The 12,536-nt window shown below is 65.7% G+C and carries 10 protein-coding genes; 6 read left to right on the top strand and 4 right to left on the bottom strand.

Annotated elements, in window-relative coordinates:
* The first annotated feature begins 79 nt into the window (after positions 1-79).
* Positions 80-1,225 carry a glycosyltransferase family 4 protein gene (locus ABB29_RS14930; protein WP_057660464.1) on the top strand — a complete coding sequence of 382 codons (1,146 nt, stop codon included), beginning with the start codon at positions 80-82 and terminating at the stop codon, positions 1,223-1,225.
* The gene (locus tag ABB29_RS14925) at positions 1,203-1,754 is read left to right on the top strand and encodes a phosphatase PAP2 family protein (RefSeq protein ID WP_057660462.1); all 552 of its coding nucleotides are present in this window, start codon (positions 1,203-1,205) and stop codon (positions 1,752-1,754) included. Before ABB29_RS14930 ends, ABB29_RS14925 begins: the two co-directional genes overlap by 23 nt.
* On the opposite strand, the gene ABB29_RS16455 is transcribed toward ABB29_RS14925, so the two are convergent.
* The 4 genes from ABB29_RS16455 to creB all read right to left on the bottom strand — a co-directional run bounded on the left by ABB29_RS16455 (position 1,638) and on the right by creB (position 6,153).
* Entirely contained in the window at positions 1,638-2,240 is a 603-nt protein-coding gene (locus ABB29_RS16455; RefSeq protein ID WP_157062680.1) for a hypothetical protein, read from the bottom strand. The two genes, ABB29_RS14925 and ABB29_RS16455, sit on opposite strands and share 117 nt — an antisense overlap.
* Positions 2,215-3,543: a cell envelope integrity protein CreD gene (gene creD, locus ABB29_RS14920; RefSeq protein WP_057660460.1), complete on the bottom strand. Its 1,329-nt coding sequence runs from the start codon at positions 3,541-3,543 to the stop codon at positions 2,215-2,217. Before creD ends, ABB29_RS16455 begins: the two co-directional genes overlap by 26 nt.
* Before the next feature lie 470 nt (positions 3,544-4,013).
* Positions 4,014-5,462, bottom strand: coding sequence for a two-component system sensor histidine kinase CreC (gene creC / locus ABB29_RS14915; protein WP_057660459.1), 1,449 nt, complete (start codon positions 5,460-5,462; stop codon positions 4,014-4,016).
* A gap of 1 nt (position 5,463) precedes the next feature.
* Positions 5,464-6,153 (bottom strand): two-component system response regulator CreB, encoded by a 690-nt coding sequence (gene creB / locus ABB29_RS14910; RefSeq protein ID WP_057660456.1) that lies wholly within the window; start codon positions 6,151-6,153, stop codon positions 5,464-5,466.
* A 45-nt stretch (positions 6,154-6,198) separates the two neighbouring features.
* Here creB and ABB29_RS14905 point away from each other — a divergent pair, with 45 nt between their 5' ends.
* The 4 genes from ABB29_RS14905 (at position 6,199) to mfd (ending at position 12,461) form a co-directional block, all read left to right on the top strand.
* The gene (locus tag ABB29_RS14905; protein ID WP_057660454.1) at positions 6,199-7,056 is read left to right on the top strand and encodes a 23S rRNA (adenine(2030)-N(6))-methyltransferase RlmJ; all 858 of its coding nucleotides are present in this window, start codon (positions 6,199-6,201) and stop codon (positions 7,054-7,056) included.
* Between the two features lie 86 nt (positions 7,057-7,142).
* Complete coding sequence (locus tag ABB29_RS14900; RefSeq protein ID WP_057660453.1) at positions 7,143-8,096, top strand: DUF808 domain-containing protein; 954 nt, start codon at positions 7,143-7,145, stop codon at positions 8,094-8,096.
* Positions 8,097-8,187: 91 nt separating this feature from the next.
* Positions 8,188-8,736 (top strand): GNAT family N-acetyltransferase, encoded by a 549-nt coding sequence (locus ABB29_RS14895; RefSeq protein ID WP_057660451.1) that lies wholly within the window; start codon positions 8,188-8,190, stop codon positions 8,734-8,736.
* Between the two features lie 248 nt (positions 8,737-8,984).
* Positions 8,985-12,461, top strand: a complete 3,477-nt coding sequence (gene mfd, locus ABB29_RS14890; RefSeq protein WP_057660449.1) for a transcription-repair coupling factor — start codon at positions 8,985-8,987, stop codon at positions 12,459-12,461.
* The last annotated feature ends 75 nt before the right edge of the window (positions 12,462-12,536 follow it).

Below are 12,536 nucleotides of genomic sequence, written 5' to 3'. Positions count from 1 at the left end.
CGTTGTCATCACGACGTCATCGTGCTGCAACAAGGGGGTCATCGCGATCGCTCAGCATGCGTCCGAACAGGAGACGTGCATGCGCTTTGCGATGGTCACCGAAACCTACCCGCCCGAAGTCAACGGCGTTGCCCTGACCGTGCAAGGACTTGAGAAAAGCCTGCGCCAGCGCGGGCATCAGGTCTCGGTGCTGCGTCCGCGCCAGCACAGCGATGGCGAAGCGACACATGCTGACACCCTGCTGCTGCGCGGCGCCAGCCTGCCACGCTATCCAGGGCTGAAATTCGGCCTGCCGGCCACCGGCAGGCTGACCCGTCATTGGAAGCATTGTCCGCCGGACGCGATCTACGTGGCCACGGAAGGCCCCCTGGGGTGGTCGGCACTGCGCGCGGCCAGGCACCTGGGTATCCCGGTGGCGACCGGCTTCCACACCCGCTTCGACCAGTACATGCGCGATTACGGCGCGCCGTTTCTGCAACACGTGGCGCTGCGCTGGATGCGGCGCTTCCACAACGGCGCCGCCGCCACCCTGGTGCCGACCACCGAGCTGCGTGATTTCCTGCAGCAACAAGACTTCCAGCATGTGATCCGACTGGCACGTGCGGTCGATCACCAGCAGTTCGACCCCGCCCATCGCGACCTGCAGCTGCGTCGGCAATGGGGTGTCGCCGACGATGCGCTGGCAGTGATCCACGTCGGTCGCATCGCCGCGGAAAAAAACCTCGATCTGGCGGTCGCCGCATTCCGGCAGATCCAGTCGCGACACCCCGACGCCCGCTACGTCTGGGTCGGTGACGGCCCGATGCGCGAAAAGCTGGCCAGCGACAATCACGATTTCATCTTCACCGGCGTACAGCGCGGCCAGGCGTTGGCGCGGCATTTCGCCAGCGGCGATCTGTTCCTGTTTCCCAGCCACAGCGAAACCTTCGGCAACGTCACCCTCGAAGCCATGGCCAGCGGGGTGGCGACCGTGGCCTTCGACTATGGCGCCGCGCGTGAACACCTGCGCGACGGCGTGCATGGCCACACGGTCAGCGACGATGCCGGCTTCATCGCCGCCAGCCTGCGCCTGGCCGGTGACGGCGAGCTGCGCAGGCGAATGGGGACCAGTGCGCAACAGTCAGTGCAGTCGCTGTCGCCGCAGCAGGTGGCGGCCGAGTTCGAAAGCATTCTGGTCCGGCTTGCCCGGCACGGGAGCGAACATGCCAACGTCGCCGCCGCTTGATGCCATCCGTTCACGTGACGCCGGCTGGTGCCTGCGCGCCAATCAATGGGGAAAGTGGTCTTCGGTACGCGGATTCTTCCGCGTTGTCAGCCGGCTGGGCGATGGGCTGTTCTGGTATCTGCTGATGGCGGCGATGGTGCTGCTGGATGGCATGGCCGGGGTGGCGGCATCGGCGCATATGGCGCTGACCGGCGCCATCGCACTGACGCTGTACAAGTGGCTGAAGCGTTGGACGCGGCGGCCACGGCCTTTTGCCTCCGACGTCCGCATCCAGGCCTGGATCGCGCCGCTGGACGAGTTCAGTTTCCCCTCCGGCCATACGTTGCACGCGGTCGCCTTCACCCTGGTCGCACTGGCGCATTACCCGCTGCTGGCGCCATTGCTGCTGCCTTTCACCGCCTGCGTGGCCGCGTCACGAGTCATCCTGGGCCTGCATTATCCCAGCGACGTGTTGGCTGCAATGGGGATTGGATCGCTGCTGGCGGCGTTGTCGTTGTGGCTGGTGCCCGGCGTCAGCCTGCTCGCCTGAGCTATCATCACGCCAGCGATAAACCGCCACCGCCGTCATCGGCAGCAATGCCAGCAACGCGCGCCGGTCGGCGCTGAGGCTGAAGTAAACCGCTTCGTCGAACGACCTTACCGGCAGCGCCGCCTGCATGGCGGCATCGTCCAGCAACAGCTCCGACAATCGCGCGCCGCGCCAACCCCGATAGCGGATCGGCAACGCGTCGCGGGCCAGGCCTGCGCGTGCCTGGCAGGCCCGCTCCAATAATGCATCCGGCGCGTTGCGCAAAGTGCTGACGGTGCTGGCAGCCAGGTGGAACCCTATCCAACCCCGACGCGGCCGGCGCACCGGCATCAGCCAGCGCAGCGGGGTAGAGTTGTCGCCATCGGGCAGCAGGATGCCGGAGGTCAACACGACCTCCGGCAACACCCGCGCCGCGCGCCGGTGCAATCGTTGCCGCAGCTGCGCCGAGATGCGTGCGGCCTCAGCGCAACTGGCTGCCAAGTTCATACCAGTTGACCTTGCGGGTAATCCACATGATCCCGGCCAGAATGCCGAAAAGCATCAGCGAGCCCATCAGCAGTGCGTTGTCTTCCGAGATCAGCAGCCCGTACAACATGCCGTACAACAGGGTCAGCATGCCGGCAAAGCCGGCCGCCCGCCAGCCGCTGCGCAACACCCCCGACAGGTAAACGAACTGCAGGCCGATGCAGGCCGCCGCGGCGGTCAGGTAGGCGGCCAGGAACGGCATGTGTTCCGACAGGCTGAGCAGCAACAGGAAGAAGATCGCCAGCGCCAGCCCGACCAGCAGGTACTGCAGTGGATGGATCGGCAGCCGCTTGAGCAGCTCGAACAAGGCGAAGCCGACAAAGGTCAGGACCACGAACAGGATGCCGTATTTGCTGGCACGGTCGGCCATCGTATAGATGTCGACCGGGTCGACCAGACTGACCTGCACGCTGTCGACCTGGTCCGGCGAGCCCAGCTCCTGCAGCTGGGTCTGTGCATCCGAAGCCAGCGACGACACCTGCCAGTCGGCCTTGAAACCAGCCTCACCTGTTTCGCGCTGGTTAGGCAGGAAGCGGCCGGAGAATGACGGATGCGGCCAGCTCGAATTCATTGACACCTGGTTGTTGTCGGCGATGGTCGCCACGCTCAGGCTCTGGGTGCCGGCCAAACTGAAATCCATCGTTACCGCGACCGCTGGCAACGCCGTGGTTACCGCGTTATTGCCGTCGACCGCCGGCAATAACGCGTGGACGCCTTTCATATAGCCGGACATGTCGGCGCTGCCGGCTTGCAGTTCCAGCAACTGCTCGCCGCTGCGCAGCACCGGCGTACCCAGCAAGCCGCGGACGTCCGACAACCCGACCACCAGATAAGGTCTGGCATAGGTCCTGCCACTGACCGCTGGCAACGCCAACGGCGCATAGTCGGCGGCCAGCCTGGCCTGCCACTGGTAGATCGGCACGTCGAACAGACCGACGCGCCGGGTCGACGGCGTCAGCTTGCCGTCCACCTGCATGTTCTTCGGGGTCTGGAACAGATAGCCGTGCTCGATTTCCTCGCGCTCACGTGGCTGGCCGGCATCGTCCTTGTCACGCACCAGCCGTGTCTGCTGGTACGGCATCACCCGCAACGGTCCGAGCAACTGCTGGGCACCGGCGGTACTCTGCGACACCCGTGCCACCGCCTGGTCACGGTAGTGGGTCCGCTCCTTGACCGTGCCGTTGATCATCATCAGTGGAATCAACAGCAGCATTACCATTCCGCCCACTGTCATGAACCGCAACAACAACTTCCAGGATTTCATCGCTTTGCCCCGTATGAATGACCGGGATAGCGTGGCGGTCCTCTGTGTGTCGCGTTTGAGTGCTGGATGAAGTCGGGGTGAAGTGGTTTCGGCACAAGTCATATCTTCGGGCCGACACATACAAGTTGACTCAACCTCCGCCTCGTCATCCCGACTGTTTCAGCAGTCAAATACCTGATCAGCTGGAACTTTCAATCAGCCATTGCTGAGCCTCCATCTTCATTTTCGTCATCCCGGCGAAAGCCGGGTTTTCAACCAACGAATGTTGGGTCATCCAGCTGTTGTTTACCACTCATCCGCATGCGGTCAGTGGATTCAAAATGCTGGATCCCGGCTTTCGCCGGGATGACGACCTGTTGGGGCTTAGTTGAGTTCGAATGACGAGCGACCCAACATTCATTGCCTGGAAACCCGGCTTTCGCCGGGATGACGACGTTGTGACTCGCGAGTTCGGGATGAATCCGAAGACCTTATCCCGCGTTCGCCTGCCGGCGCAGCGGCAATACCAGGCTCGCGCGGACACCGCCCTGTGTCCGGTTTTCCAGCGTGATGCTGCCGCCATGCAGGCGCGCCACTTCGCGCACGAACGGCAACCCCAGGCCGGAACTGCGCGCGCCGCCGTCGGGGCGTGGCAACGAGTAGAAGCGCTCGAATATCCGCTCCAGCGCGAACCCGGGAATGCCCGGCCCCTGATCTTCGACATCGATACGCAGCTGCTCCGCATCCGTGTGCGCCTGCAAGCGGATTTCAGCGCCCGCAGGTGAAAACGCGATCGCGTTTTCCAGCAGGTTGGACAGCGCCTGCTGCAGCAGGAAGGCATCGCCTTGCAGGCTGCATCCGGACTCATCCGTTACCACCGACAGCCGCAGATCATGGGCGGCCAGACGCGCGGCCACTGCTTCGCGGGCCTGCTCCAGCAATGTGCTGACCGATACCGGCCCGGTCTGCTGCAACCAGCCGTGCTGTTCGACCGAGGCCAGCGCCAGCAATTTGTCGATGGTGCCGGTAAGTCGCTGTTCCTGGGTCTGGATGTGGCGGGCGAAGCGTTGCCGTTCGGCCTCGGGCAGGGGTTCCTGCAACAACTCGGCGGCGCCGCGGATCGCTGCCAGCGGGCTCTTCATTTCGTGGGTCAACGACTGCACGTACTGCTCGACGTAGGCCTTGCCCTCGAGCTTGCGCCGCATCGCTTCCAACGCCTGGCCGAGATCGCCGATCTCGTCGCGGCGCGGCGGCGGCGGTGCTACCGGCTGGCCGGCGCTGACCGCCTTGGCGTAGCGGTTGAGCGCAGTGATGCCGCGCACCAGCCACCAGCTGACCAGCACGCCGATCAGGGCCGAAAGACCGATCAACCAGGCACCCTTGCTCAGGATGCTGCGCTGGCTGGCCTGGATGAACGGCTCGATGGTGCGGTTCGGCTGGGCGACGGTCAGCACCCCGATCAGGCGCTCGCCGTCGCGGATGGGGGCGGCCACGTGCATCACCGTGAGGGTCTTGTCGCCCGGTAGTTCCGGGCTTGAACGGGCACCGTATTCGCCGCGCAGCGTGCGGTAGACGTCATTCCAGCGCGAGTTGTCGCGACCGATGTCCCGGCCCTGCGAGTCGTAGACGACGATGCCGCGCGCATCGGTCACCGTCACCCGGTAGTCCAGGTTGCGCTTGGGGAATCCCCACACCTGTGCATCCAGGTCCCGCCGGCTGGCCTGGGCCATGCGCCGGGCAAATGCACCGTCGGCGATATGGCCGGCTTTCATGTCATCGGCCGCCATCACCGCCAGCACGTTGGCGGCATCGACCAGCGTCGATTCCAGCGCCTGGCGCACGCCCGGCTTGACCTCGTTGACGAACACCCGCATCACGAAGAACGTCGCCAGGCCGACAATCAGGAACAAGCCCAGCAACAGTCGCAGGCCCAGGCGCATCTCAGATCTCGATCGCGTAACCCAGTCCGCGATGGGTGCGGATGGGATCCGGTTGCACCCCGGCCGCGCGCAGCTTGGCCCGCAGGGTCTTGATGTGGGTGTCGACGGTGCGGTCACTGCTGTCGGCATCGGCGTCCCAGCCACGGTCCATCAACTGCGCCCGGCTGAGGATGGCGCCAGGGCGCTGCAGCAGCGCTTCCATCAGCATGTACTCGTAACGGGTCAGATCCAGCAGCAGGCCGCCGTGACGTATCCGGTGGCCGTGCACGTCGATCGCGAAGCGGCCGCGTGGCAGCCAACCCGGCTCGACTTCGGTTGCCGCAGCGTCGAGCTGGCTGCGGCGCAGACGGGCGCGCACCCTGGCCACCAGCTCGCGCGGCGAAAAAGGCTTGGCCAGGTAATCATCGGCGCCCAGTTCCAGGCCCAGCACGCGGTCGACTTCGTCATTGCGGGCGGTCAGGAACATCACCGGCACCTGGCTGAACCCGCGCAGCTGGCGACAGACCTCGAAGCCGTTGATGTCCGGCAGGCCGACATCCAGCACCACCACGTCGATCCCGCCCTCGCGCAGCCGTTGCAGGGCGGCCTGGCCGAGCCAGGCGTGCTCTGCCTGCATGCCTTCGCTGCGCAGCGCGTACAGCACGGTGTCGGCGATCGCGGCCTCGTCTTCGACAATCAGGATGGTCGGCATCGGCCAAGCATAGTCGCCGCGCCGGCCAGCGGCTATGCTGCGGCCATGAATTATCGCCACGCCTTCCATGCCGGCAACCATGCCGACGTGCTCAAACACATCGTGCTGCTGGCCATCATCGAGGCGCTCAAGCTCAAGGACAGCCCGTTCTTCGTGCTGGACACCCACGCCGGCCGCGGCAATTACCTGTTGGCCAGCGGTGAAAGCCGCAAGACCGCCGAGGCCGAACAGGGCATCTTCCGGCTGATGGGCGAAGCCAGCATGCCGGATGTGATCGAGCATTACCTGCGCGCAGTGCAGGCCGGCAACCCGGTCGGCGCACTGGTGGCCTACCCCGGCTCGCCGCTGCTGGCAGCGCAGTCGATGCGCGCGCAGGACCGGCTGGCCGCCTGCGAACTGCAACCGGACGAAGCGCAGGCGCTGAAGTCGCTGTTTGCGCATGACAGCCGGGTCGCGGTGCACGCGCGCGATGGCTATTCGGCGATGAAGGCGATGCTGCCGCCGCGGATCGGCGATACCCGCTACGGCCGTGGCCTGGTCCTGATCGACCCGCCCTACGAAGCCCAGGACGCCGAGTATCCGCAGATCATCAGTCACCTGCGCGAAGCCCTGGGCCGCTGGCCCAATGCCTGCTACGCGGTCTGGTATCCGATCAAGCTGCGGCGCAGCCTGCAACCGTTCTTGCGCAAGGCCGCGGCGTTGCCGGCCAAATCGCTGTTGCTGGCCGAGCTGCAGGTGCGCCCGGACGATTCACCGCTGCGCCTCAACGGCAGCGGCATGCTGATGTTCAACCCACCGTGGCAACTGGACAAGGCACTGGCGCCAGCGCTGCCGGTGTTGAAGAAGGCATTGGGCGAAGCCGGTGCCACCACCCGCCTGGAGTGGTTGTCCCTACCGGAGTGACACTGCTCCGGCGTGCCTCGGCCTATACGCTGGCGGGCACGTGGTCTGTGCGAGAATCGGCGCTTCCACCCCACACGGATGCGTTCATGGCCGGTTCCAGCTTCTTCGCGCTGCTCGATGACATCGCCACCCTGCTCGACGACGTCTCGCTGATGACCAAGGTGGCCGCGAAGAAAACCGCCGGCGTGCTGGGCGATGATCTGGCACTCAATGCGCAGCAGGTGACCGGGGTGCGCGCCGAACGCGAGCTGCCGGTGGTATGGGCGGTGGCCAAGGGCTCGCTGCTCAACAAGGTCATCCTGGTGCCGGCGGCACTCGGGATCAGTGCGCTGGAAGGCTGGCTCAGAAGCAAAGGCCACGACGTCCCGCTGATCACGCCTTTGATGATGGCCGGTGGTACCTATCTGTGCTTCGAGGGTGCCGAGAAACTGGCGCACAAATTCATTGCCCACGACACGCCCGAAGACCAGCGCAAGAGCGAGCTCAAGCAGGCCTTGCAGGATGAGCAGCTGGACGTGGTCGCGTTCGAGAAGAACAAGATCAAGGGCGCGGTGCGCACCGACTTCATCCTGTCGGCGGAAATCATCGTCATCTCGTTGGGCACCCTGGCCGGCGGCACCTTGCTGGAGCAGCTGCTGACCCTGGCCGCGATCGCGCTGGTGATGACGGTGGGCGTGTACGGACTGGTTGGCGGCATCGTCAAGCTGGATGACGCCGGATTGGCATTGAATGCGGACAAACGTGACAGCGGCTGGGCCGGCTTCAAGCGCAAGCTCGGCCGCGGCATCCTGTACAGCGCGCCCTGGCTGATGAAAACCCTGTCGGTAGTCGGCACCGCGGCGATGTTCCTGGTCGGTGGCGGCATCCTGGTCCATTCAGTGCCGTGGCTGCACCACATCATCGAACCGCTTGCACAGGGCCGCTGGGCGTGGCTGTGGTCGCTGCTGTTCAATGCGCTGGTCGGCCTGGCCGCTGGCGCGGTGGTGCTGGTGGTGGTCAAGCTGATCGGACGCCTGCGCGGCAGCAGGACGGCGCACTAGTGGCCTGCCGGGCGTACCCCAACTGAACCCGCCAGCAGCCCTCGCCAGGTATTCACTCCATCACGATTAACTTTCGTGCGAACATGACCCAATGACCGCTCCCAAACGCCTCCCACCCTGGCATGAGCATTTCCGCCTTCCCAGCGGCCGTGAGCTGTTGATCCGCCCGATTCGCCCGGAAGACGCCGGCCCCATCCAGGGCGCCTTCAGCCTGCTGGGCCCGGACGAAATCCGCCAGCGCTTCCTGTATGCGATCAAGGAACTGACCCCGGAAATGGCGCAACGGCTGGCGCAACCGGATCCGCAGACCGAGTTCGCGCTGGTTGGTGCCGAGCCGTTGCCACCGGGTGAAGCCCTGGTCGGCGCCGTGGCCCGTGCCTCGATCTCGCCGCGGACCCGCGATGCCGAATTCGCCATCCTGGTCAGCCATTTCATCGCCGGCCAGGGCCTCGGCCGTCATCTGATGCGCAAACTGGTCAAATGGGCCCGCTCCAAGAAGCTCGACCGCCTGTATGGCGACGTGCTGGACAGCAACCTGCCGATGCTGCAACTGGCGCAATCGCTGGGATTCAAGCGCGTGCGCGAGCTGGACACACCTGGCCTGGTGCGGGTCGTGCTGGACTTGAACGAAGGCGCGTAAACACACCTGTCGCCGGGCGCCGCGTGCCCATCCGGAATTGACCCTCGCCAGTGTCCGATGCCTTGGCGCTCAGGCCCGCCTGGCCAACGTGCCTGCGCGTATTGCGCGTTGCGGCCTGCACCTGTCTTTGCCTCCGGCAGCGCCATCGCGCATCCACCAACCGGTTACCGCAACAGCGTTAAACTGCCCACCCATTGTTCTGCGCTGCGGGCCACGGCTCGCCGGCGCTGTCGTCCATTTGCCCTGACATGACCCAAGCCAACGATTTTCCCAGCCCTCCCCTGCCCAAGCGCGGCCAGCCCCGTGCCTGGTGGCGCGCCCCTGCCTCGCCGAGCGCGCTGGCCTGGTTCATCGCCCGCGCCGCCGACGCGCATGCCGGGCCGCTGCTGGTGGTCGCCCGCGACAACCACGATGCCCACCAGCTGGAGGCCGATCTGCATACCCTGCTCGGGGCCGATGCCAGCCTGCCGGTGGTGCCGTTCCCGGATTGGGAGACCCTGGCCTACGACCAGTTCAGTCCGCACCCGGACATCATCTCGCAGCGGCTGGCGGCCCTGCATCGCCTGCCAACGCTGAAGCGCGGCATCGTCATCGTGCCGGTGCAGACACTGATGCAACGGCTGCCGCCGCTGCGCCATATCGCCGGCGGCAGCTTCGACTACGCGGTCGGCCAGACCCTGGATTTCGACGCCGAAAAGCGCCGGCTGGAGGCGGCCAGCTACCGGCACGTGCCGCAGGTCCAGGACCCGGGTGATTTCGCCGTGCGTGGCGGTCTGCTGGATGTCTACCCGATGGGCGCGCAGGCGCCGCTGCGGATCGAGTTGTTCGATGACAGCATCGATTCGATCCGCGAATTCGACCCGGACACCCAGCGCTCGCTGGAGAAGACCGACGCCATCCAGATGCTGCCCGGACGCGAAGTGCCGCTGGACGAGGCGGCACTCGAACGGGCCATGAAGCTGCTGCGCGAACGGTTTGACGTCGACACCCGCCGCAGCGCGCTGTACCAGGATCTGAAGTCCGGGCTGGTGCCGGCCGGGGTCGAGTATTACCTGCCGCTGTTCTTCGACCAGACCGCGACCCTGTTCGATTATCTCGACGCCGACGCACTGCCACTGCTGGCCGATGGCAGCAGCGAGGCCAGCGAAGCATTCTGGGCGCAGACCCTCAACCGTTACGAACAGCGTCGCCATGATGTCGAGCGTCCGCTGCTGCCGCCGCAGGAGCTGTACCTGCCGCCGGATGGGCTGCGCGAAATCCTCAACGGCATGCCGCGCGTCGAGGTATGCGGCCCGCAGCATCCGCGCCATGGCGAGGCCCACGCCCTGCCGGAACAACCACTGCCGCCGCTGCCGGTCGCCAGCAAGGACGGCCCGGCCGCCAATGCGCTGGCCTCGTTCGTGCAGCATTACCCGGGCAAGGTATTGATTGCCGCAGATTCGGCCGGCCGCCGCGAAGCGCTGCTGGAAGTGCTGCAGGCCGCCAACCTGCACCCGGCGCCGCAAGCCGGCTTCAACGCCTTCCTGAGCAGTGACGAGGCCGGCAACCGCTTTGCGATCACGGTCGCGCCGCTGGAAGACGGCTTTGCCCTGGACGCGCCGGCGATCGCGGTGCTGACCGAGCGCCAGCTGTTCCCCGAACGCGCCACCCAGGCGCATCGCCGCAAGCGCACCGGTCGCGAGCCGGAGGCGATCATCCGCGACCTCGGCGAACTCAGCGAAGGCGCGCCGATCGTCCACGAGGATCACGGTGTTGGCCGTTACCGCGGGCTGGTGGTGCTGGAAGCCGGCGGCACCCCGGCCGAATACCTGGAAATCGAATACGCCAAGGGCGACCGCCTGTATGTGCCGGTCGCGCAGCTGCATCTGATCAGCCGCTATTCTGGCGCATCGGTGGAAACCGCGCCGCTGCATTCGCTCGGCGGCGAAGCCTGGAGCAAAGCCAAGAAGAAAGCGGCCGAGAAAGTCCGCGACGTGGCCGCCGAACTGCTGGAAATCCAGGCCCGCCGGCAGGCCCGCGCCGGGCTGGCGCTGCAACTGGACCGGGCGATGTACGAGCCGTTCGCGGCTGGTTTCCCATTCGAGGAAACCCCGGATCAGCACCACGCCATCGAGGCGGTGATCCGGGATCTGGCCAGCAGCCAGCCGATGGACCGGGTGGTCTGCGGCGACGTCGGCTTCGGCAAGACCGAAGTCGCGGTGCGCGCCGCGTTCGCCGCCGCCAGTGCCGGCAAGCAGGTCGCGGTGCTGGTGCCGACCACATTGCTGGCCGAACAGCACTACCGCAATTTCCGTGACCGTTTCGCCGACTGGCCACTGAAGGTGGAAGTGCTGTCGCGCTTCAAGAGCAACAAGGAGATCAAGGCCGAACTGGAAAAAGCCGCCGATGGCAGCATCGATGTGATCGTCGGCACCCATCGTCTGTTGCAGCCCGACGTCAAGTTCAAGGATCTGGGCCTGGTCATCGTCGACGAGGAGCAACGCTTCGGCGTGCGCCAGAAGGAGGCGCTGAAGGCGATGCGCGCCAACGTCCACCTGCTGACCCTGACCGCCACCCCGATCCCGCGCACCCTCAACATGGCCATGGCCGGGCTGCGCGATCTGAGCATCATCGCCACCCCGCCGGCCAACCGGATGGCGGTGCAGACCTTCGTCACCCCCTGGGATGGCGCGCTGCTGCGCGAAGCCTTCCAGCGCGAGCTGGCGCGTGGTGGCCAGGTCTACTTCCTGCACAACGATGTCGAGAGCATCGGCCGCATGCAGCGGGATCTGGCCGAACTGGTGCCGGAAGCACGCATCGGCGTGGCCCACGGACAGATGCCCGAGCGCGAACTGGAACAGGTGATGCTGTCGTTCCAGAAACAGCGCTTCAACGTGTTGTTGTGCACCACCATCATCGAGTCCGGCATCGATATTCCCAATGCCAACACCATCATCATCAACCGCGCCGACCGCTTCGGCCTGGCCCAGCTGCACCAGTTGCGCGGCCGCGTCGGTCGCTCCCACCATCGCTCCTATGCCTACCTGGTGGTGCCGGACAAACGCAGCATCACCGCCGATGCGCAGCGCCGGCTGGAAGCGATTGCCTCGATGGACGAACTGGGCGCCGGTTTCACCCTGGCCACCCACGATCTGGAAATCCGCGGCGCCGGTGAACTGCTCGGCGAGGACCAGAGCGGACAGATGGCCGAGATCGGCTTCAGCCTGTACACCGAGCTGCTGGAACGCGCGGTGCGCAGTATCAAGCAGGGCAAACTGCCGGATGTCGATGCCGGCCAGGAACACCGCGGCGCCGAAGTCGAACTGCATGTGCCGGCATTGATCCCGGACGACTACCTGCCCGACGTGCACACCCGCCTGACCCTGTACAAGCGCATCAGCAGCGCCCGCGACAGCGATGAGCTGCGTGACCTGCAGGTGGAAATGATTGATCGCTTCGGCATCCTGCCGGACCCGGTCAAATATCTGTTCGCCACCGCCGAACTGAAGCTCGACGCCACCGCGCTGGGCCTGCGCAAGCTGGAACTGGGTGAGAATGGCGGCCGCATCGTCTTCGAAAGCAAACCCGACATCGATCCGATGGCGATCATCCAGATGATCCAGAAGCAGCCGAAGCTGTATTCAATGGACGGTCCCGACAAACTGCGGATCAAGGTGCCACTGCCGGAAGCGCCGGATCGCTTCAATGCCGCCAAGGCCCTGTTGCTGACGCTGGGCAAGAGCTAGCTGACGACGCTGCCATCAGCGGACGCGATGGACGCTGCCATCGCGCCCGCTGCTGCGTTCGATACAGCGTGGCGA

It is taken from the genome of Pseudoxanthomonas dokdonensis, assembly GCF_001431405.1.
GTDB lineage: Bacteria > Pseudomonadota > Gammaproteobacteria > Xanthomonadales > Xanthomonadaceae > Pseudoxanthomonas_A > Pseudoxanthomonas_A dokdonensis.
This window is presented reverse-complemented; position numbering and strand designations above follow the sequence as displayed.